Here is a 19,815-nt window from a genome sequence, read left to right as displayed (position 1 = left end):
CGGGGGTCAGTGCCAGAGGATGACCTCCGAGCCCGGCGGGCGCTCGCTGTTGGGCAGGGGCCGCTGGAAGCGGACGACCCCGCTGCCCTTGCCCAGCTTGAGGACTCGCACCTTCCAGCCGAGCTGCTGGAGCTCCTGGCGGGCGTCGTTGACGTTCTTGCCCATGACCGCGGGCACGAGCTGGTGCTCCTGGTCTTCGCGGGCCTCGTTGTCGCCCTTCCACCAGTCCCAGAAGTCGCTCTGGCAGCGCGCCACCGTGACCATCGCCGCGGCGCCCCGGTCGACCTCCGCGCCGGCCTTGGGCGACTGGGCGATGACCGTGCACGGCTCGGCGTCGTCGTCCACCTCGTTGACCTGCACCTGGAAGCCCTGCTCCTGCAGGAAGGCGGCGGCCTGGTCCTTGGGCATCTTCGCGACGTCGGGCATGGTGAGCCCGGCGCTCACGTAGATGGAGACCTTGGTGCCCTCCTTGAGCTTCTCGCCCACGAGCGGCGAGGTGCGGATCACCGTGTCGCGGGCCACGTCGGGGTTGGCCAGCCGCCGGACGGTGCCCACGGTCAGGCCGGCCTTGGCGATGGCGGCGCGGGCGTCGTCGGCCGACATGCCCGCCACCTTGGGCACCACCACGAGCTTGGGGCCGAGCGAGGGCACGAGCGTCACGGTCGTGCCCGCCTCCACCTCCTGACCGCCCACCGGGTCGAGGCTGAGGACCATCCCCTCGTCGGTCTTGTCGTCGTGGCGGCCCTGCGCGACCTTCACCTTCAGGCCCCCGGAGGCGAGCTTCGCCTCGACCAGGGACACCGGCCTGCCGACCAGGTCGGCGGGCACGGTCACGTACTGGGGGCGGGAGACGTACCAGCCGGTCAGGCCGATCGCGGCCACCATCACGACGGCGAGCGCCACGATGATCCAGCTCGGCCGGAACCCGCGCCGCCGCCCGGAGGGCGGCTCCGCCGGCGTCTCGGCGCGCGGCTGGATCATCGTCGGGTTGGGGAGCGCCGCGCCGCCGGGCGGGACCTGCGGCATGGCCACCGTCATCCCCGGCGAGCCCGCACCAACCGGCTGGGAAGCGGGCTGCGGGCCGTAATTGCCCGGCTGGGAGGCGGGCTGCGGGCCGTAACCGCCGTGAGCCGGTCCGGTGGGCTGCGCCCCCGAATGGGGGCCCGTCCGGGGGCCCGGCAGGTGGCCCCCGGCGGGCGAGGTGTGGACGCCGGAGGGAAGCTGCGCCGTGGGCACCGGAAGCGAGCCCGAGGGGGCGTGCGGCCCCGAAGGGGCGTGCGGGCCGGTGCCGGGCAGCGAGTACCGGGCGCCCGTGTGCGGGACGCCCGGAGCGGTGAGCCGGGGGAGCTGGCGGTGCACCTCGACCGCCTCGACCAGCATCGCGGTCGCGTCGGCGGGCCGCGCGTCCGGCTCGCGCGCCGTGGCGTGCGCCACCAGCGCGTCGACCACGGGCGGCACCTCGGGGTTCAGCGACGACGGCGCCGGCACGGTGTCGTGGACGTGACGGTAGGCCACGGACATGGGCGTCTCGCCCTCGTACGGCGGCTGGCCCGTCAGCAGCTCGAACAGCATGATCCCGGCCGCGTAGACGTCGGTGCGCACGTCGGCCCGGCCGGTGGTCACCTGCTCGGGCGACATGTAGCCGATCGTGCCGATCATCATGCCGGTGCGGGTCTGGTTGGTCGCCTCGATGGCCCGCGCCAGGCCGAAGTCCACGACCTTGACCCGGCCGTCGGCCGTCATCAGCACGTTCTCCGGCTTGACGTCGCGGTGCACCATGCCGGCCTGGTGGGCCGCGCCCAGCGCCGCGAGCACCGGGATGAGGATCTCCAGCGCCTCGCGGGCCGGCAGCCTGCCGCGCTCGTTGAGGATGTCGCGCAGCGTCCTGCCGGGGACGTACTCCATGGACAGGTAGACGACGTCGCCGTCGGTGCCCTGGTCGAAGACGTGGACCACGTTGGGGTGGGAGAGGCTGGCCACGGACTTGGCCTCGCCGATGAAGCGCCGCACGAACGCCGGGTCCTCGGCGAGCGAGCGGTGCATGACCTTCAGCGCGACCGTGCGGTCGAGCCGGACGTCCAGCGCGAGGTAGACGGTCGCCATGCCGCCCCGCGCGATCCGGGACTCGATGCGGTAGCGCCCGTCCAGGGTCCGCCCGACCAGGGGGTCCGCAGTCGTCGTGTCCACGTCGCCGAGTTTACGGGCGTTTCGCGGCCCGCAGGGCGCGACCATCCGAAACGATGCGGACCCGTGGCCCTCGTCCGGCCCCCTCCGGCCGCCCCGATCCCGGCGGGACCAGGGCGCCGTCCGATCTCCGGCGCCCTCGCCGCCCCGGCGGGCGGGGCCGGGACCGCCCGCCTCGGAGCCCTCGCCCGGGAGCCCGCCGCCCGCCGTGCCGGCCCTTGGGGCTTGACGGCCGCCCCTTTGCGGACATCCGATACGCCCCGCTAGGCAAGGCTCGGGCGCGCGCCCGAGCCACGCCTACGGCGTCATCGGGGAGGACGCCTCGGCGTAGCGGCGGCGCGGGATGCGGCCGGCCTGGCGGGCGAGGCGTCCGGCCTGGACGGCGCTCCGCATGGCCGCCGCCATCAGGTCGGGCCGCTGCGCCCGGGTGACGGCCGTCGCCAGCAGCACCGCGTCGCAGCCCAGCTCCATCGCCAGCGCGGCGTCGCTGGCCGTGCCGATGCCCGCGTCGAGGATCACTGGCACGCCGGCCGCCTCCACGATGAGCTCGATGTTGTGCGGGTTGCGGATGCCGAGCCCCGAGCCGATGGGCGCGCCGAGCGGCATGACCGCCGCGCACCCCGCCTGCTCCAGGCGGCGCGCCAGCGCGGGGTCGTCGCCGATGTACGGCAGCACCACGAAGCCGTCGGCCACCAGCCGCTCGGCCGCGTCGAACGTCTCGATCGGGTCGGGCAGCAGGGTCCGCTCGTCGGCGATCACTTCGAGCTTGACCCAGTTCGTGCCGAGCGCCTCGCGGGCCAGCCGGGCCGTCAGCACGGCCTCGCCGGCCGTGAAGCAGCCCGCGGTGTTGGGCAGCACCTTGATGCCGCGCCGGCGCAGCACGTCCAGGACGGAGCCGCGCGCCGACGGGTCGAGCCGCCGCATCGCCACCGTGGTCAGCTCGGTGCCGGAGGCGGCGAGCGCCTGGTCCAGCACCTCCAGCGAGGGCGCCCCGCCGGTTCCCATGATGAGCCGGGACGAGAACTTCTCCCCGGCGATGATCAGATCATCCACCCTGCACCGCCGTCAGCACCTCGACGCGGTCGCTGTCGCCGAGCGCCGTGGTGTCCCACGAGCCGCGCGTCACGACCTCGTCGTTCACGGCCACCGCCACACCGGTGGTGGCGGTGGTCAGGATCCGTACGGCCTGCGCCACGGTGGTGCCGTCGGGCACCTCGCGCGGGCTGCCGTTGATCGTCACTTTCATCCCATCTCCTTGGAACCGGAGGTCTCGTCGTACGGGGGAGCGGCCGGGCCGCGGGGATCACGGTGGCCGGCACTCGCGGGGTCCGGGCGGTGGCGGGCCGGTGAGCACAGGGCCGCCAGCTCGGGCTCCTCCCCCTGGAGGAGGGCCGCCGTGAGCGGCGCCAGCAGCACCCCGCCGCGGTGGTGCCCGGTCGCCAGCGTGAGGCCTGGCGTGCCGCTCGGGCCGATGAGCGGAAGGTTGTCCGGGGTGCCGGGACGCAGGCCGGCGACCACCTCGGCCACCTCCAGCTCCGTCACCCCGGGCACCAGCTCCCGGGCGTCGCGCAGCAGCTCGTACACGCCGCCGGCCGTCACCCGCGTGTCGAAGCCCATCTCCTCCTGCGTGGCGCCCACCACGAGCTCGCCGTCGCCGCGCGGCACCAGGTAGACGGGGGTGCCGTGGACCATGCCGCGCACGCACCTGCTCAGCAGCGGCTCGGCCGAGCGCAGCCGCATGATCTGCCCCTTGACCGGCCGGACGGGGACGCCGGCCAGCTCCGCGCTCCACACCCCGGCCGCCAGGACGACCCCGTCGGCCCGGAGCTCCGCGGGGACCGCCCCGCCGCCGGCCGCCTCGTCCAGCTCCACGCCCACGACCGCGCCCTCCTGGGGGCCCTGTGAGGCCCGCAGGAGCCTCGACACCCGGGCCCGCACCACGGGGACCCCCCGCCGCTCCAGGGCGGCGAGCAGGGCGGAGGTGACGCGGCGCGGGTCCACCCACGCGTCGCCCGGCGCCAGCAGCCCGCCCCGCACCGAGGGGGCCAGCATCGGCTCCAGGCGCCGGCACTCGCGGCCCGTCAGCCGTTCCACCGGCAGGCCCAACTTGGTCATGAAGGCGGCCAGCTCGTCCAGCGCGGCGAGGTCGTCCGCGCCGAACGCCACGTCCAGGGTGCCGTCGGCGCGGAAGTCCAGCCCGTACGAAGGCGCCCCGGACCCGCCGTTCGAGGGCGCGCCGGTCCCGCCGTTCGAAGGTCCGCCGGATCCGCCGTTCGAGGGCGAGAGCACGCCGGGCGGCAGTCCCGCGTCGGCGGCCAGCTCGGCGGCGAACGACGGCCAGCGGCGCAGCGACGCCACCCCCAGCCGCAGCAGCGGCTCCTCGGTGTAGGAGACCTCGCTCACGGGCGCCAGCATGCCCGCGGCCGCGTGCGAGGCCCCGGAGGCCGGGGCCGGGTCGACCACGGTGACGGGACGCCCCGCCCGCGACAGCCGCCAGGCGATCGACAGCCCGACGACCCCGCCGCCCACGATCAGCTCCATGCGCGCTCCCTTCGCCGGCATGATCCGGATCAGGTGGATTGCGGTCGAAGGCCCGGTCAAGCCTTCCTCTCAGCCCGGTCACGGCCGGACTCCCGCGCGTCGTACGCCCCCAGCCTACGGCCTCGGTGCGAAACCCCGGCGGCGGCCCCGTTATGGTCTTGAACGTGAACCGTGTCGTGGTGGCCGGAGCCGGCCTGGCCGGAGTGCGCAGTGTCGAGGCCCTGCGGGCCCGCGGGTTCGAGGGCGAGATCGTCCTGCTGGGACAGGAACGGCACCGCCCGTACGACCGCCCGCCCTTGTCGAAGGCGGTGCTCCTGGGCACCAGCGACTCCAGTTTCGTCGACTCCGACCTCGCGACGCTGGAGGTGGACTTCCGCCCCGGCGTCAGCGCCACCGGCCTGCGCGCGGGCGTGGTCGAGACGAGCGAGGGCGACCTGCCCTACGACGGCCTGGTCATCGCGACCGGCGCCGACCCGATCACGCTGCCCGGCGACGGGCAGCAGCACGTGCTGCGCACCCTCGACGACGCGCTGGAGCTGCGCGCCAGGCTCGTCCGCGGCGCCCGCGTCGTCGTGATCGGAGCGGGCTGGATCGGCGCCGAGGTGGCCACGGCCGCGCGCCGCGCCGGCTGCGAGGTGACCGTGGTCGAGGCCGGCCCCGCGCCGCTGTCCCACGCCGTCGGCGCCGAGCTGGGCGCCCGCACCCTCCCCTGGTACGACGGGATCGACCTGCGGCTCGGCACCATGGTCGCCTCGGTGGACGAGGGCGGCGTGCGGCTGGTGGACGGCGAGTTCCTCGAGGCGCACGTGGTCGTCACCGGCGTCGGCGTCCGCCCGGCCGTCGAGTGGCTGGCCGGCGCCGACATCGACCTGCACAACGGCGTCGTCGCCGACGAGCACCTGCGCGCCTCCCTGCCGGGCGTGGTCGCGGTGGGCGACTGCGCCGCCTGGTGGTCGCGCCGCTACGGCACCCGCCTGCGGGTCGAGCACTGGGACACCGCGCTGGGCGCGCCCGAGGTCGCCGCGGCCACGCTGCTCGGCGAGGACGCGGTGTACGACCCGGTGCCGTACTTCTGGTCGGAGCAGTTCGGCCACATGGTCCAGTACGCGGGCCACCACCCGGCCGGCTCCCGCCTGCTCCACCGGGGCGGGCCGGAGGGCAAGTGGTCGGCCTGCTGGCTGACCGAGGACGACACCCTCGCCGCGGTCCTCGCCGTGGACCGCCCGCGCGACCTCGTCCAGGGGCGCCGCATCATCGACGCCGGCCACCGGATGGACCCGGAACGCCTGGTAGATCCCGATGTCCCTCTACGGGATTGTGTTGTTTGAGCAAGCGCGCCATGTGGTAGTTGTGGTTTCGTGACGCTTTCTGTTGCACAGATCGACCGGGACACCGAGCAGCTCGTCAACGAGTGGCTCACTCTTCCGGAGGTGGCCGAGCGCATGCAGCTGTCGCTCGGGCGCACCAAGCAACTCCTCAAGGACCACAAGCTGCTGGGAGTCCGGCGGGGCAGTGGCGGGCCGCACGTGCCCGCCGTGTTCCTCGACGGCAACGACGTGATGAAGGGCCTGCCCGGCACGCTCACCGTGCTGCAGGACGCCGGCTACGACGACGTCGAGGCGCTGCGCTGGCTCTTCACCCCGGACGACTCGCTGCCGGGCTCGCCCATCGAGGCGATCCGCGCGGGCCGCCACACTGAGGTCAAGCGGCGTGCCCAGGCCCTCGCTTTCTGACGCCCGGCTCTACCTCTGCACCGACGGCCGCCGCGCTCGCGGCGATCTGGCCGAGTTCCTCGACGCGGTCCTGGCCGGCGGCGTCGACATCGTCCAGCTCCGCGAGAAGGGCCTGGAGGCGCGCGAGGAGCTCGCGCTGCTGGAGGTCTTCCGCGACGCCTGCGACCGGCACGGCAAGCTGCTCGCGGTCAACGACCGAGCGGACGTGGCCCACGCCGCCCGGCCGGACGTGCTCCACCTGGGGCAGGACGACCTTCCGGTGAGGGTCGCACGGGAGATCCTCGGCGACGACGTCCTCATCGGCAGGTCCACCCACTCCGCCGCCGAGGCGTCCGCCGCGGCGGTGGAGGAGGGCGTCGACTACTTCTGCTGCGGGCCGACCTGGCCGACCCCTACCAAGCCGGGGCGCCCGGCGCCGGGGCCGCCCCTGCTGCGGCACGCGGCCGGGCTCGGCACCGACCGGCCGTGGTTCGCGATCGGCGGCATCGACCTCGGCAACCTCGACGAGGTCATGGCGTACGGGGCGACCCGCGTCGTCGTGGTGCGGGCGATCACCGAGGCCGACGACCCGGGCGCCGCGGCGGCCGAGTTCGCCAAGCGTCTGGGGGCGACGCGGTGACGGGGTCCACGGTCGTGGCGGCCGGTTTGGTGATCGCGTTCGCCGGTGTCGTCGTCTAGACGGTGTGGTCGCTGATCGCCGGACGCCCCTCCTTGCGGAGAGGAGCCGGCAACCCGGGCATCCCCCTTCACGGTGTGACGATGCCCGGCTCCGGCTCCTCCGACTGCGGCGGCTCCTCGGGCGGTGACGGCTCCTCGGGCGGCGCCTGACGGCTCACGCCTGGCGTGAGGTGGCCGCGACCGCCAGCTCGGCGAGCGCCGAGCGCGCCTCCGCCGTGATCGGCGCCTGGTCGAGGCAGGCCAGCGCCTCGGTCAGGTACGCCCCGATCAGCTCCTCGCACTCCTTCAGCGCCCCCGTGTCCTCGATGACCTCCCGCAGGGCCGCCACGCCCCGGTCGTCGAGCCCCGGGTCGCCCAGCAGGCTGCGCACCAGCGCCGCCTGCTCGGGCGTCGCGGCGGCCAGCGTGCGCGCCACGAGCATCGTCCGCTTGCCCTCGCGCAGGTCGTCGCCGGCCGGCTTGCCGGTGGCCGCCGGGTCGCCGAACACGCCGAGGATGTCGTCGCGCATCTGGAACGCGATCCCCACCCGCGTGCCGTACGTGGTGCACAGCTCGTCCATCCACGGCGTGAGCCCGCCCGCCGCCAGCGCCAGCCCGAGCCGCAGCGGCTGCTCCACGGAGTACTTGCCGCTCTTGTAGAGCGCGACCCGCAGCGCCGACTCGAACGTGTTCTCGCCGTGGGCCTGCTCCAGCAGGTCGAGGTACTGGCCGCACATCAGCTCGGTGCGCATGTGGTCGTGGACCGGCTGCGCCCCCGCGAGCGACTCGGGCGGCAGGCCGCTGCCGCGCCACATCTCGCCCGACCAGATGAGCAGCAGGTTGCCCAGCAGGATCGCCGCGCCCATCCCGAACTGCTCGGCCGAGCCGTGCCAGCCGGCGTCGGCGTGCATCGCCTCGAACCGGCGGTGGGCCGAGGGCATGCCGCGCCGCAGGTCGCTCTTGTCCATCACGTCGTCGTGGACCAGCGCGCTCGCCTGGAGCAGCTCCAGCGACGCCGCCGCCTGGTAGACGCCCGGCAGGTCGGCCCCGCCCGCGCCGCGCCACCCCCAGTAGCAGAACGCGGGACGCAGCCGCTTGCCGCCCGCCAGCAGCTCCTTGGCGGCCAGGCGGAGCGGCTCCAGCTCCGGCGCGCCCGTGAGGGGAAGCTGCCGGTCGACGAACTCCCTCAGGCAACGGTCCACCTGTTCGCGCAGGGTGTCCATGCTCGCGGCCTCAGTGTTCATGCCTTGAGACTAGTGGCCGCGGGGCGACGCCGGATCTCCAGGCCACCCGAGTGACGGCTGGTGCGGGCCGCGCCACGGTAACCTTGGACCATGGCCCTTGGTCGACCATCCGTCCTGCCCGATCGCGTCCCCACCGTCCGCGAGCTCCTCGCCTCAGGTGGCCGGTCGTTCTCCTTCGAGTTCTTCCCGCCGAAGACCGACGAGGGCGAGCGGCAGCTCTGGCGCGCGATCCGGGAGCTGGAGTCGCTGCGGCCGACCTTCGTCTCGGTGACGTACGGGGCGGGCGGCTCGACCCGCGACCGCACGGTCGACATCGTCGAACGGGTCGCCCACGACACGACGCTCACGCCGGTGGCCCACTTCACCGCCGTCAACCACTCGACCCGCGAGCTGCGCCACCTCGTCGGCCGCTTCGCCGACGCCGGGGTGCGCAACATCCTGGCCGTGCGCGGCGACCCGCCCGGCGACCCGACCGGCGAGTGGGTCCGCCACCCCGAGGGCGTCCTGTACGCCGAGGAGCTGGTGCGGCTCATCCGCCAGGCCGGCGACTTCTGCGTGGGCGTGGCCGCCTTCCCCTACAAGCATCCGCGCTCGCCGTCCATCGACTCCGACACCGAGTTCTTCGTGCGCAAGTGCCGGGCGGGCGCCGACTACGCGATCACGCAGATGTTCTTCGAGGCCGACGACTACCTGCGGCTGCGCGACCGGGTCGCGGCCCGCGGCTGCGACACGCCGATCATCCCGTGCATCATGCCGGTCACCCAGATGAGCACGATCGCCCGCTCGGAGCAGCTGTCGGGGGCGCCGTTCCCGCCGGCTCTGGCGGCCCGTTTCGAGGCCGTCGCCGACGACCCGGCGGCGGTGCGGCAGCTCGGCATCGAGCACGGCGCCGAGCTGTGCCAGCGGCTGCTCGACGAGGGCGCGCCGGGCATCCACTTCATCACGTTCAACCGGTCGAGCGCCTCGCGCGAGGTCTTCCAGCTCCTGTCGCGTCCGGAGCCGGTCGCGGTCTGAGGCCGCCGCCCCCGCTCATGCGAAGCGCCCGCCCCCTGACGGGGACGGGCGCTTCGACGTGTGCGTACCGGTGTGCGTGTCGCCTCTCGGCGAGTGGCACAACGCGGCTCCAGCCGAACGGTATTCCGCGAAGGCGATAGGTGAGGCCCGGGGACACTGGGCACACCGGCCACGTGTCATAGAACCGGCCGGCGCCCGCGGACATTCCCGGGCGCCGGAAGAATTCATGCCCGCGGGATGCCCGTGGGGCAATGGGGCACTGGTGTGCGCGCCGGGGCCGGTGTGGCCCGCCACCCGCCCGCAGGGGGACCCGGCGGGTGGCGGGTAGGGGTGGGACGGACGCGGGGTAGAGCGTCCATTACTTTGCGTAGTCATTCATCCCCGACCGTCACGTCCGCCAAACCCGCTGGTCAAGGCTTTGCCAGCAGGGCCGGTTCAGTTCAGCGGCAGCGGCCGGCCGGCGATCGCGTACTCTTCGTAGCCGCCGGGGAAGACGAACCGGGAGAGCAGGTCCGTGAAGCCCATGCTGCGGTAGAGGTGGCGGGCGGCCGTGGGCCGGTCGTGGGTGGACAGCACGGCCGAGCGCTCCGCGCGCCCCGCGCACAGCGTGGTGATCATGGCGCGGCCGATGCCCTTGCCCTGGTAGTCGGGATGGACGTGGATCTCGGCCAGCTCGAACGCGTCACCGAGCCAGGCGTCGGCCACCCGGGGCCCGGACCGCTCCTCCAGCGCCCGGTAGACCACGTCGTGCCACCACTGGCCCGGCGCGCCGTGGAAACCGTACGCGAACCCGACGACCTTGGCCGCCCCCCGCCGGACCGGCCCCGCGCCCGGCCCCGCGCCCGGCCACGGGACGGGGACGGGCACGGCCGGTTCGCCGCGCAGCTCGGCGAAGTAGCACTGGAACCGCGGGTACATGCCGTGGTTGCGCATGATGCTGCGCCGCCCCGTGATCTGGTCCGCGGGCGGGCGCATGGCGGCGGTGTAGATGTCGATCACCGTGTCCAGCCGCTCGTCGAACTCGGCCGGCCCCGCCCCGCGAAACTCGATCACGCTGCGCACATTACTCGACGTCGACCGGTGTGCCCCCGGTGATGCGCACCAGCTCGTCGAAGGTCGTCGGGAACACCGTGTGCGGATGGCCGCCCGCCGCCCACACCACGTCGTACTTGCTCAGCCAGGTGTCGACCAGGGTGCGGATCGGGGAGGGGTGGCCCACGGGCGCGACGCCGCCGATCGGCTGGCCGGTCGCCTGCCGGACGAACTCCGGTGTGGCCCGCCGCACCGACCGGACGCCGGCCGTGCGGGCGACCAGCTCGACGTCCACGCGGTGGGCGCCGCTCGTCATCACGAGCAGGGGCGCGCCGTCGGCGTCGAAGACGAGGCTGTTGGCGATCGCGCCGACCTCGCAGCCGAGCTGCGCGGCGGCGGTCGCGGCGGTCGGGGCCTTCTCCGGCAGGACGACGATCTCGCCGGCGGCGCCGAGCTCGCGCAGGGCGCCCTGGACGATGACGGCGTTGGCGGGCAGCCCGGTGGAGCGGGCCGCCAGCTCGGCCGCGGTGGGGGGCGCGGACGGTTCCGTGTGCTGTGCGTCAGGCGACTTCTCGGACATGGGGCCACTCTACGGGGATTGACCTCGCCCTTACCTGGTCATGGTGGTGGTGTAAGGTCCTTTGATTCGATTGTTGAGCTGAAGAGGTGATTCGGGTGAGGGCACGACGTCTGCCGGGAATGGCGGCTCTCGTCACGGCCGGCGTGGTCGTCCTGACCGGGTTCGGGACGGGGCCCGCGGCCGCCGCTCCCACCGGGACGCCGGCGCTCCAGGCCGCGACGACCACCCCCACGAAAACCCCCACGACCAACCCGACGACCACCAACCCGACGACCACCGCCGCGGCGGTCACGGCCGAGGCGCCGCGCAAGACCCTGCGGCTCGGCGCGAAGGGCGAGGCCGTCACGTGGCTCCAGCGCCGCCTGGCCGAGCTCGGCTACCAGCCGGGCCGGGCGGACGGCCGGTACGGCGGGACGACGCTGGCGGCCGTGTGGGCCTTCCAGAAGGTCAACGGCATCGCGCCGACCAGCACGGTCGCCGCCCGCACCTGGCGGGCCCTGGAGAGCCCCCGGGCGCCGAAGGTCCTCGTCCCCAACGGGCGGCCGACCCGCGCCGAGGTCAACCTCACCAAGCAGGTCATGGTCCTGTACGTGGGCGGGCAGCCCAAGCTGATCACGCACATCTCCTCGGGCAGCGGCGTGGCCTACTGCGAGGCCGCGGTGTGGCAGGGCAAGAAGCAGCGCTTCTGCGGCTCGGCCCGCACGCCCACGGGCGACTACAAGACCACCTGGCGCAAGTCGGGCTGGCACACCTCGTACCTGGGCCGGCTGTACAACCCGATCTTCTTCAACGGCGGCATCGCCTTCCACGGCGCGCTGTCGGTGCCGCTGTACCCGGCCTCCCACGGGTGCGTGCGGATGCCGATGAACGTGGCCGAGGTGCTGCCCGGGATGCTCGGCACGGGTGTGCCGGTGCACGTCCGGGGCGCCTTCCACCGCGCCTGAGCGGCTCCTTCTACCGAGCCTTCCCCGCGCCCGGGCGGCGTCCGTGCCGCTCAGGCGCGGGGACGGGGCTCCGTCCCGCGAGGTCCCGGCCGGCTCGCCGTCTCTACGCGTCGAGGCCCGACTCCTTGGCCGCCCGGTCGACGGCGGCCAGCTCGTCGCCGGTGAAGCCGAGCCGGTCCACGGCCGCAACGTTGGCCTCCAGCTGCTCGGGGCTGGAGGCGCCGACCAGCACGGAGGTGACGCGCGGGTCGCGCAGCGCCCAGGCCAGCGCGAGCTGCGCCACGCTCTGCCCGCGCGCGGCGGCCAGCTCGCCGAGCGCCCGGACGAACGCCAGCACCTCGGGCGTGACCTTGTCGGCCGTCAGGAACCGCCCCTCGGCCGCCCGGGAGTCCTCCGGGATGCCGTCGAGGTAGCGGTCGGTCAGCAGCCCCTGCGCCAGCGGTGAGTACACCACGCAGCCGACGCCCTCCTCCTCCAGCACGCCAAGGAGCGACCGCTCGATGCCCCGGTTGAGCAGCGAGTACGGCGGCTGGTGCACCAGCAGCGGCGTGCCGAGCGAACGCATCAGCGCGGCGATCCCGGCGGTGCGCTCGGGGGAGAAGTTGGACACGCCCGCGTACAGGGCGCGGCCGGTGCGCACCATGTGGTCGAGCGTGGCCGCCTGCTCCTCCAGCGGCGTCTCCGGGTCGTCGCGGTGCAGGTAGAAGATGTCCACGAAGCCGAGGCCGAGCCGCTCCAGCGACCGGTCGAGCGTGGCCAGCAGGTGCTTGCGCGAGTTGCCCTTGCCGTACGGGCCGTCCCACATGGGGTTGCTGCCCTTGGTGGTCACGACGATCTCGTCGCGCAGCCCCCGCAGGTCGGCGCGGAAGATCTGGCCGAACGCCGACTCGGCGGCGCCCAGCGGCGGGCCGTACCGGTCGGCGATGTCGAAGTGGGTGATGCCGAGGTCGAGGGCCTTACGGATGATCGCCCGCTGTCCGTCGAGGGGCTTGCCGCCGCCGAAGTTGTGCCACAGCCCGAGGGAGACGGCGGGCAGCAGCAGGCCACTTCGGCCACAGCGCCGGTACGGCTGGCGTTCGTAGTTCAAGACTCACCTTTCCACGATGGATCACCGACTCAAGGTACTGGTCGCGCCGCCGGCGGACGAGACCGGCATCACCGCGGCAGGCGGGCGTCCACCTCGATCTCGATCTTCATCCGGGGGTCGGCCAGCCCGCACATGAGCATGGTCGCGGCCGGGCGCACCTCGCCGAAGCACTCCCGCAGCACCGGCCAGCACGGCTCGAAGTCCGCGCGGTCCGGCAGGAGGTAGCGCACCCGCACCACGTCGGCGAACGAGCATCCCGCCTCGGCCAGGGCCGCCCCGATGTTGCGCAGGCACTGCCGGGCCTGCTCCACCACGTCGCCGGAGATGGTCATGGTCGCGTAGTCGAACCCGGTGGTGCCGGACACGTGCACCCGGTCGCCGTCCACCACGGCCCTGGCGTACCCGATCCGCTCCTCGAAGACGGACCCACTCATGATCGCGCGTCGCTCTGTCATGCCCCAGAACGGTAGGGGACCAGCGATGATACGTCCAAGACGCCCTGAGCCATGGTGTGATATCCCTGCGCGTATGGACCGGTCTGGCAGTGAACGGCCGGAGCTCGCGCTGCACCAGCTCCACGCCTTCGCCGTGCTCGCCGAGGAGTTGCACTTCGGCCGGGCCGCCGAACGCCTCGGCATCGCCCAGCCGCCGCTCAGCCAGCAGATCCGGCGGCTGGAGCGCAAGGTCGGACATGCGCTGTTCGACCGCGGCCCCGGCGGGGTCACGCTGACGCCCGCCGGGTACGAGCTGCTGCCCGCCGCGCGGCGCGCCCTCGGCGAGCTCGCCGGCGGCCTCGACGCGGCCCGCCGCGCCGGCAGGGGAGAGGCGGGCCGCATCCGGATCGGCTTCGCGGCCTCGCTGGCGCTGACCGTGCTGCCGCGGATCCTCGGCGCGTACCACGACCGGTATCCGGGGGTGGAGATGGAGGTGCGCGAGATGACCACGGCGCCGCAGGTGGCGGCGCTGTGCGACGGCTCGCTGGACGTGGGGCTGCTGCGGGAGCCGCCCGAGACGGACGGCCTGGTGGCCGAGCCGCTGCTGTCGGAGGGCTTCGTCGCCGTGCTCCCCGCCGGGCACCCGCTGGCCGCCCGGCGCGCCGTGCCGGTGGCGGCCCTGGCGGGCGAGCCGTTCGTGCTGCTGCCGCGCGAGGCGGCGCCCACGGTCCACGACCGGATCGCCGGGCTGTGCCGGGCGGCCGGCTTCGAGCCGCGCGCCGGGCAGCGGGCGGTGGAGTGGCAGACAGTCTGCGCGCTCGTCGGAGCGGGCCTCGGGGTGTCGCTCGCCCCGGCGAGCGTCCGGCGCATCCGGTCGGCGGGCGTCGCGTACCGGAGGATCAGCCCGGGCGGCGCGCGCACGACGGTCGCGGCCTGCTTCCGGGGCGAGGACCCGAACCCGCTGGTGGCCCGCTTCCTGCGGACGGCCCGCGAACAGACCTCGGCTCCGGACGGTCGTCCACGCCCCTGAGGCCGGCCCGCGGCGGCTTCCGCGCCGGGTCGCCCGACATAACGCCCGTATAACCACATGTGGTGACGGCCCGGTTAGCGGGCTTTTGCTGGACTGCCTGCTCTGAGCTCGGGAGACACCCGGGCGCCGAGCAGGGGGGAACATGCTGTCCACGCCCGTGGCCCGCACCGCGCACACCTCGCCACCGGTCAGGCGGACGTCCAGGCAGACGGCCAGGGGGCGCAGCAGGTGGCTGGGGTGGGCCCTGGCGGGCGGCTGGCTGGCCCAGGTGCTCCTGCGCCTGTGGCTGTACCGGTACCACACCGGTCCCGTCGCCAACCCGGACGAGACGGGCTACCTGGTCGCGGCCCGCTGGCTGGCCGGGGGAGCGGGGGCGGACCTCACGGGTTCGACGTTCTACCAGGGCGGCTACGCGTTGCTGCTCGTGCCCGCGTACTGGGTGACGTCCGATCCCGTCACGGTCTACCGGCTGGTGGCCGGGATCGGCTCGGCGGCGGCCGCCACGGCGTTCCCGCTGGCCTACGTCGTGCTGCGGCGGCTCGCGCTGGGGCGGCGGGAGGCGGTCGCGCTGGCGTTCGTGGCGGGGCTGTCGCCGGCGCTGCTGCTGTTCTCGGGGCTGGCGCTGGCGGACGCGGTGCTGCCCACGCTGGCGCTCGGCTGGCTGCTGGCCACGCACGACCTGGCGCGCACCGGCTCGCCGCGGGCCGGAGCGGCGGCGGGGGCCCTGGCGGGCTTCGCCACGGCCGTCCACCTGCGGGGGACGGTGATCCTCGCGGCGTACACGCTGACGGTGGTGGCCCTCCTGGTCGTCCGCCGTCCGGCGCGGCGCGCGGGCCGGCGGTTGCCGCTGCGGGCCGGGGCCGTCGCCCTGGGCGTCGCCGGGGTGGTCGCGGCGGCCGGCGGGGCGCTGAACCGCGCGCTGGCGTCGGCGGTGTACCCGGGCGGCGCCCGTGACCTGTCCGGGATGCTGGCCGAGCGCCTCACTGGGCTCGACGGCCAGGCGTGGGCGCTGTCGGGCGCCACCGGCCAGCTCTGGTACCTGATCGTCAGCACCTGGGGCCTCGCGGGCGTCGGCCTGGCGGCGGCGGCCGTCCAGCTCGTCCGGCCGGGCGGCCCGTTCGCCCGCCGCGTGCTCGCGGGCACGCTGCTGGCCGTCACCCTGGGAGTGGCGTACGCGTCGTCGGCGGCGCTGCCGGACGAGCACCGGGTGGGCAACTACGTCTACGGCCGGTACCTGGCGTGCGTGGCGGTCGTGTGGACGCTGGTGGGCCTCGCGACCCTGTCCAGGGCGGCCCGCGCCGCCCTGACCCGCCGCGCCGCCGCCCCGCGCCCCGTGCCCGCCGAGGACCGCGCGGGAGCCCTCCGCCGCCTCCATCCGGCCGTGCGGCGCATGGCGGCGTACGCGGGGGCGGCGGCCGTGCTCATGGCGGCCACCGGGGGAGTGGCGGCCTGGTACGCGGGCGACCGGCTCAGGCGGTACGCGTTCATCGCCTTCGACTTCCCCGAGGTGTCCTTCCTCAGCGGCGTACGCGACTCCCTCGACATGGTGCGGGCCACGGCGGCCGCCCTCGTCCTGCTGACCTGCCTCACCCTGGCGGCGTGCCTGGCCACGTTCCGGCCGGCCCGCCGTGCCGCGCGCCGTCCGTGGACGCGCGCGCTGGTGCCGGTCGTCGTCGTGCTGGCCGCCGTCAACGTCGCCTTCACCGCCGACCTCGCCCCCAAGGCCGCCCCTCCCGCCGGGCCCGACTGGCTGCCCGCCCCGCCTCCCGGAAGGGTGGCCCTGGATGACAGGGTGCGGTGGAACGTCTGGGTTCCCCTCACGTACCGGGTCTGGTGGACCCGGCTGGAGCGGTACGACGGCGCCCGCCAGGCCCCGCCAGCCGGAGCCTGCACGGCCGTGGTCCCCCCGGACGCGGGCCCGCCCCCGGCGGGCTGGACCGCCACGGGCCTGGGCGGCGAGCGCCAGGGATGGACGAGCTGGTCCGGCCCCGGCTGCCGCTGAACGGACCCGCGGCGACCGGGCGCGGGACCGCCGGCCCGCGGCGTTCAGGTCAGCGAGCCGAGGCCGCGCACCGAGATCTCCGCCGCGCGCAGGGCGGCGTCCAGCGCCTCCTGCATGGAGTCGCCCCGCTCGACGCTGGCCACGATCGCCAGCTTGGCCGCGCCCGCGAGCGCGCCCACCGCCGCCGCGGCCTCCACCATGCCGAGCCGTCCCCGGTAGGCCTCCTCCAGCGCCTGCACGAGCCGGAGCTGGTTGGCGAACACCATGCGCAGGGCCCGCGCCTGCAGGCCCGGGACGGTCGTCACGAGCCGGATCCGCAGCCGGGTCTCCTCGGCGTCGTAGTCCTCGTCCTCGGACACCTGGGCCAGCGCGTCGCGCACGATCCGCATCAGCAGGTCGGGAAGCGGCTCGTCGGGGGCATGGCTCGCCACGATCGCGATGGTGCGTTCCATGCGGATCTCGATGTCGTGGAGGAGCACGTCCTCCTTGCTCGCGAAGTAGCTGAAGAACGTGCGCGTCGACACGTCAGCCTCCGCCGCGATCTCCGCGAGCGTGGTCTCCTCGTAGCCCTTCTCGGCGAAGAGCCGGAGCGCCGCCTCGATCAGCGCCCGGCGCGTGCGCTGCTTCTTGCGCTCCCTGATGCCCGCCATGGCGGAACTGTACTGCACGCATTTTGGATTTACATCCATTGAAAGTTTGCATTCGATGATGTTTTCTGGGGGTGACCCGGAAGTTCTGTGCAAGGCGACCGCTAGGAGCCACGGATGTCAGAGCTCATCATGACCACCGACCGCGAACGCCCGTTCGACCCGCCGGAGCGGATCGCCGAACTGGGCGGGGAGGCGCCCCTCCATCGGCTGACCTTCGCCGACGGGCACGAGGGCTGGCTGGTCACCGGTTACACGGCCGCCCGCGCCATCCTCGCCGACCCCCGCTTCAGCAACCGGCCGGAGTACACCCATCCGACCATCCCCGCCCGCGCCGAGGTGGCCGAGAAGCTGCGCGGCAAGGAGTTCGCGGTGCCGGGGTTCTTCCTGCGCATGGACGCGCCCGAGCACACCCGCTACCGCAAGCTGCTCACCGGCCAGTTCACGGTCCGCCGGATGAAGCAGCTCGAACCCCGCGTCGAGGAGATCACGCGCGCCCGCCTCGACGCCATGGAGGCCGCCGGCAAGCCCGCCGACCTGGTCGAGCAGTTCGCGCTGCCCATCCCGTCACTGGTGATCTGCGAGCTGCTGGGCGTGCCGTACGAGGACAGGGAGCGCTTCCAGCGCGACTCCAGGCTGCTGCTCGCGCTGGAGAGCGGCGCCGACGAGGTCATCGACGCCATGAGGAGCATGACGGGCTACCTGTACGACCTCATCCAGCGCAAGCGGGCCGAGCCCCGGGACGACCTGATCAGCGGCCTGGTCCAGGGCGGCGAGCTGGCCGACGACGAGCTGACCGGCGTCGCGTTCCTCCTGCTCGTGGCGGGGCACGAGACGACCGCGAACATGCTCGGCCTCGGCACGTACGCGCTGCTGCGCAACCCGGACCAGCTCGCCGCCATGCGCGACGACCCGTCCGTGGTCGACAACGGCGTGGAGGAGCTGCTGCGCTACCTGACGATCATCCACATCGGCCCGATCCGCTCCGCGCTGGAGGACGTCGAGGTGGAGGGCGTCGTGGTCCGCAAGGGGCAGGCGGTCGCCTTCAGCCTGCCCGTCGTCAACCGCGACCCGGCCCGCTTCCCCGGCGGCGACTCCCTCGACCTCACCCGGCCCGCCGGCGGTCACCTGACCTTCGGCCACGGCATCCACCAGTGCCTCGGCCAGCAGCTGGCGCGCATCGAGATGCGCATCGGCTATCCGGCGCTGCTGCGCCGCTTCCCCGGGCTGCGCCTGGCCGTGCCGCCGGAGGAGGTGCCGATGCGCACGGACATGAGCATCTACGGGGTGCACCGCCTCCCCGTCACGTGGTAGGGAGATCACCATGAAGATCAAGGCTGACACGACGGTGTGCATCGGAGCGGGCATGTGCGCGCTCACGGTGCCCCAGGTCTTTGACCAGAGCGACGAGGACGGGACGGTGGTCCTGCTGGAGGCGTCGCCGCCAGCGGAACTCGAGGACGCGGTCCGGCGCGCGGTGACGCTGTGCCCGTCGGGCGCCCTGTCGATCGCGGAGTGACCCGGGAGGGGGTGCAAGGCCGCGCCCTGCGGCGCCCGAGGAGCCGTCCGCACGTCCTACGGTCGCGTTCTTCGCCATGCCGATCGAACCTGTGTTCTGAAACGGGTTGACACCGAGCGTGATCGAAATTATGTTCGACGTAGTGACGTGAGGCTCGCGGCTCACGTCGAAGGACCTGGTCGCGGGCCACGCTTCCCCCAAGCGAGACCCGCGGTCAGGCTCCACGGGCGAAGGGCGCGTCCTCGTCGTCGGCGGAGACGAGCAGGGCGTGTCCTGGCCGGACGGGGAGAGGGGAAGCTCCACGTCCGGCCGGCCCGGCGGAATTTGTCGGTGGCGCCTGGGATTCTGGCTTCACCGGCGGTGACGCCGGCCGCCCGCCACGACCCCAAGGAGGCGTGCACATGGCACCACGGTCCAGAGACCCGCAGGGTCCCCGGCTGTCGCAAGCCGTTCGGGCGCACTTGACGGATTCACGTTCCTGCCTGGCGGAGGCGTCTGTCGCGCGCACCCCGGCATCCCGATACGTGTCGGCACACCTGGCGGCGCTGCGCGCGGCCGCCGCGATCCTGGCCGCCCGGCCCCGGCCGATGGAGGGCCGCCGGCGCCGCCTGCGCAGCGCGTGGGAGCTGCTCCCGGAGGCGGAGCCCGAGCTCGCCGAGTGGGCCGCCTACTTCGCGGTGAGCGCCGCCAAGCGCGCCGCCGCCGAGGCCGGCATGGTCCGCGGGGTCTCCGCGGCCGACGCCGACGAGCTGCTGGCCGAGGCCGAGACCTTTGTGACGCGAGTGGAGGAGATGCTGGGGGTCCCTACCCAACCCCAGTTGCCCGTCGAGGTCCCTTTGGCCGGGTGAGCCGCCGCCGCGCCCAGCCACCCCAGGGCCCGGCCCTGTTCTGACGCGGCTCCAGAGACCTGACGGGGCCTTGCCCTGCCCGGCCGTCCTTCTGCGCTCGCCCGGCACGGCGCGCTCCGGAGGCGCCTGAGAGCCCGCTCCCGTGGCGCCACCTACGGCGAGTCGCCGGCCGTCCTCCGCGCTCGCCTGGCAAGGCGCGCTCCGGGGGGCACCTCAGCGCCCACCCCCGTTTTCCTGCCGCCGCCCTGATCCGCCGCTCCCGGGTCGCCCCGGGAGGCTCGCCCTGCCCTCGCGCGGCCGGGATGCGGCGCCGCCCACGG

At 74.2% G+C, this 19,815-nt stretch carries 20 protein-coding genes; 10 read left to right on the top strand and 10 right to left on the bottom strand.

Going from position 1 to position 19,815, the window contains the following annotated elements:
- Positions 1–6 precede the first annotated feature (6 nt).
- The 4 genes from HT134_RS07415 to HT134_RS07400 form a co-directional block, all read right to left on the bottom strand.
- The gene (locus tag HT134_RS07415) at positions 7–2,187 is read right to left on the bottom strand and encodes a Stk1 family PASTA domain-containing Ser/Thr kinase (protein WP_312888015.1); all 2,181 of its coding nucleotides are present in this window, start codon (positions 2,185–2,187) and stop codon (positions 7–9) included.
- Positions 2,188–2,481: 294 nt separating this feature from the next.
- Positions 2,482–3,237 (bottom strand): thiazole synthase, encoded by a 756-nt coding sequence (locus HT134_RS07410; RefSeq protein ID WP_175599417.1) that lies wholly within the window; start codon positions 3,235–3,237, stop codon positions 2,482–2,484.
- Entirely contained in the window at positions 3,230–3,430 is a 201-nt protein-coding gene (thiS, locus tag HT134_RS07405) for a sulfur carrier protein ThiS (RefSeq protein ID WP_175599416.1), read from the bottom strand. Before thiS ends, HT134_RS07410 begins: the two co-directional genes overlap by 8 nt.
- A complete protein-coding gene (locus tag HT134_RS07400) occupies positions 3,427–4,725 on the bottom strand; it encodes an FAD-dependent oxidoreductase (RefSeq protein ID WP_175599415.1) in 1,299 nt (432 codons plus the stop codon). The genes thiS and HT134_RS07400 overlap by 4 nt, the downstream gene beginning before the upstream one ends.
- 164 nt (positions 4,726–4,889) lie before the next feature.
- Between HT134_RS07400 and HT134_RS07395 the strand changes: the two genes are divergently transcribed.
- The 3 genes from HT134_RS07395 to thiE are packed head-to-tail and all read left to right on the top strand — an operon-like array spanning position 4,890 to position 7,077.
- Complete coding sequence (locus tag HT134_RS07395) at positions 4,890–6,053, top strand: NAD(P)/FAD-dependent oxidoreductase (protein ID WP_312888014.1); 1,164 nt, start codon at positions 4,890–4,892, stop codon at positions 6,051–6,053.
- A gap of 30 nt (positions 6,054–6,083) precedes the next feature.
- Positions 6,084–6,458 carry an Rv2175c family DNA-binding protein gene (locus tag HT134_RS07390; RefSeq protein ID WP_175599413.1) on the top strand — a complete coding sequence of 125 codons (375 nt, stop codon included), beginning with the start codon at positions 6,084–6,086 and terminating at the stop codon, positions 6,456–6,458.
- Entirely contained in the window at positions 6,436–7,077 is a 642-nt protein-coding gene (thiE, locus tag HT134_RS07385) for a thiamine phosphate synthase (protein WP_175599412.1), read from the top strand. The genes HT134_RS07390 and thiE overlap by 23 nt, the downstream gene beginning before the upstream one ends.
- Before the next feature lie 213 nt (positions 7,078–7,290).
- Here thiE and HT134_RS07380 read toward each other — a convergent pair whose 3' ends face one another.
- Positions 7,291–8,358: a polyprenyl synthetase family protein gene (locus tag HT134_RS07380; protein WP_175599411.1), complete on the bottom strand. Its 1,068-nt coding sequence runs from the start codon at positions 8,356–8,358 to the stop codon at positions 7,291–7,293.
- Positions 8,359–8,448: 90 nt separating this feature from the next.
- On the opposite strand from HT134_RS07380, the gene metF reads away from it, so the two are divergent.
- Positions 8,449–9,372, top strand: coding sequence for a methylenetetrahydrofolate reductase [NAD(P)H] (gene metF, locus HT134_RS07375; protein WP_175599410.1), 924 nt, complete (start codon positions 8,449–8,451; stop codon positions 9,370–9,372).
- A 435-nt stretch (positions 9,373–9,807) separates the two neighbouring features.
- On the opposite strand, the gene HT134_RS07370 is transcribed toward metF, so the two are convergent.
- Together HT134_RS07370 and HT134_RS07365 are read right to left on the bottom strand one after the other, a co-directional pair.
- Positions 9,808–10,425 (bottom strand): GNAT family N-acetyltransferase, encoded by a 618-nt coding sequence (locus tag HT134_RS07370; RefSeq protein ID WP_312888013.1) that lies wholly within the window; start codon positions 10,423–10,425, stop codon positions 9,808–9,810.
- A gap of 10 nt (positions 10,426–10,435) precedes the next feature.
- Positions 10,436–10,984, bottom strand: a complete 549-nt coding sequence (locus HT134_RS07365; protein ID WP_175599409.1) for a YbaK/EbsC family protein — start codon at positions 10,982–10,984, stop codon at positions 10,436–10,438.
- 95 nt (positions 10,985–11,079) lie between these two features.
- Between HT134_RS07365 and HT134_RS07360 the strand changes: the two genes are divergently transcribed.
- The gene (locus tag HT134_RS07360) at positions 11,080–11,928 is read left to right on the top strand and encodes a L,D-transpeptidase family protein (RefSeq protein WP_312888012.1); all 849 of its coding nucleotides are present in this window, start codon (positions 11,080–11,082) and stop codon (positions 11,926–11,928) included.
- Between the two features lie 103 nt (positions 11,929–12,031).
- Here the strand turns inward: HT134_RS07360 and HT134_RS07355 are convergent, their stop codons facing one another.
- Positions 12,032–13,015 (bottom strand): aldo/keto reductase, encoded by a 984-nt coding sequence (locus tag HT134_RS07355; protein WP_175599408.1) that lies wholly within the window; start codon positions 13,013–13,015, stop codon positions 12,032–12,034.
- A gap of 68 nt (positions 13,016–13,083) precedes the next feature.
- The gene (locus HT134_RS07350; protein WP_175599407.1) at positions 13,084–13,470 is read right to left on the bottom strand and encodes a RidA family protein; all 387 of its coding nucleotides are present in this window, start codon (positions 13,468–13,470) and stop codon (positions 13,084–13,086) included.
- A gap of 73 nt (positions 13,471–13,543) precedes the next feature.
- Here HT134_RS07350 and HT134_RS07345 point away from each other — a divergent pair, with 73 nt between their 5' ends.
- Both HT134_RS07345 and HT134_RS07340 read left to right on the top strand, forming a co-directional pair.
- Positions 13,544–14,479 carry a LysR family transcriptional regulator gene (locus HT134_RS07345; protein ID WP_175599406.1) on the top strand — a complete coding sequence of 312 codons (936 nt, stop codon included), beginning with the start codon at positions 13,544–13,546 and terminating at the stop codon, positions 14,477–14,479.
- A gap of 142 nt (positions 14,480–14,621) precedes the next feature.
- Positions 14,622–16,481 carry a hypothetical protein gene (locus HT134_RS07340; protein WP_175599405.1) on the top strand — a complete coding sequence of 620 codons (1,860 nt, stop codon included), beginning with the start codon at positions 14,622–14,624 and terminating at the stop codon, positions 16,479–16,481.
- A gap of 44 nt (positions 16,482–16,525) precedes the next feature.
- On the opposite strand, the gene HT134_RS07335 is transcribed toward HT134_RS07340, so the two are convergent.
- A complete protein-coding gene (locus tag HT134_RS07335) occupies positions 16,526–17,131 on the bottom strand; it encodes a TetR/AcrR family transcriptional regulator (RefSeq protein ID WP_175599404.1) in 606 nt (201 codons plus the stop codon).
- A gap of 114 nt (positions 17,132–17,245) precedes the next feature.
- Between HT134_RS07335 and HT134_RS07330 the strand changes: the two genes are divergently transcribed.
- From HT134_RS07330 to HT134_RS07320, 3 genes are all read left to right on the top strand, one after another.
- On the top strand, positions 17,246–18,442 hold the full coding sequence (locus HT134_RS07330) for a cytochrome P450 (RefSeq protein ID WP_175599403.1): 1,197 nt from the start codon (positions 17,246–17,248) through the stop codon (positions 18,440–18,442).
- Positions 18,443–18,452: 10 nt separating this feature from the next.
- On the top strand, positions 18,453–18,647 hold the full coding sequence (locus HT134_RS07325) for a ferredoxin (protein ID WP_175599402.1): 195 nt from the start codon (positions 18,453–18,455) through the stop codon (positions 18,645–18,647).
- Positions 18,648–19,171: 524 nt separating this feature from the next.
- Positions 19,172–19,495 (top strand): SAV_6107 family HEPN domain-containing protein, encoded by a 324-nt coding sequence (locus HT134_RS07320; protein ID WP_253765338.1) that lies wholly within the window; start codon positions 19,172–19,174, stop codon positions 19,493–19,495.
- The last annotated feature ends 320 nt before the right edge of the window (positions 19,496–19,815 follow it).

The organism is Nonomuraea rhodomycinica (assembly GCF_013363995.1).
GTDB classification, from domain to species: domain Bacteria; phylum Actinomycetota; class Actinomycetes; order Streptosporangiales; family Streptosporangiaceae; genus Nonomuraea; species Nonomuraea rhodomycinica.
The sequence above is the reverse complement of the archived record's forward strand: the minus strand, read 5'-3'. Positions and strand labels throughout refer to the sequence as shown.

Excerpts from the sequence above, each read along its gene's own strand:
- thiS (WP_175599416.1), bottom strand. The coding sequence starts at position 3,430 with ATGAAAGTGACGATCAACGGCAGCCCGCGCGAGGTGCCCGACGGCACC.
- HT134_RS07400 (WP_175599415.1), bottom strand. The coding sequence starts at position 4,725 with ATGGAGCTGATCGTGGGCGGCGGGGTCGTCGGGCTGTCGATCGCCTGG.
- HT134_RS07380 (WP_175599411.1), bottom strand. The coding sequence starts at position 8,358 with ATGAACACTGAGGCCGCGAGCATGGACACCCTGCGCGAACAGGTGGAC.
- metF (WP_175599410.1), top strand. The coding sequence starts at position 8,449 with ATGGCCCTTGGTCGACCATCCGTCCTGCCCGATCGCGTCCCCACCGTC.
- HT134_RS07365 (WP_175599409.1), bottom strand. The coding sequence starts at position 10,984 with ATGTCCGAGAAGTCGCCTGACGCACAGCACACGGAACCGTCCGCGCCC.
- HT134_RS07350 (WP_175599407.1), bottom strand. The coding sequence starts at position 13,470 with ATGACAGAGCGACGCGCGATCATGAGTGGGTCCGTCTTCGAGGAGCGG.
- HT134_RS07345 (WP_175599406.1), top strand. The coding sequence starts at position 13,544 with ATGGACCGGTCTGGCAGTGAACGGCCGGAGCTCGCGCTGCACCAGCTC.
- HT134_RS07340 (WP_175599405.1), top strand. The coding sequence starts at position 14,622 with ATGCTGTCCACGCCCGTGGCCCGCACCGCGCACACCTCGCCACCGGTC.
- HT134_RS07335 (WP_175599404.1), bottom strand. The coding sequence starts at position 17,131 with ATGGCGGGCATCAGGGAGCGCAAGAAGCAGCGCACGCGCCGGGCGCTG.
- HT134_RS07330 (WP_175599403.1), top strand. The coding sequence starts at position 17,246 with ATGTCAGAGCTCATCATGACCACCGACCGCGAACGCCCGTTCGACCCG.
- HT134_RS07325 (WP_175599402.1), top strand. The coding sequence starts at position 18,453 with ATGAAGATCAAGGCTGACACGACGGTGTGCATCGGAGCGGGCATGTGC.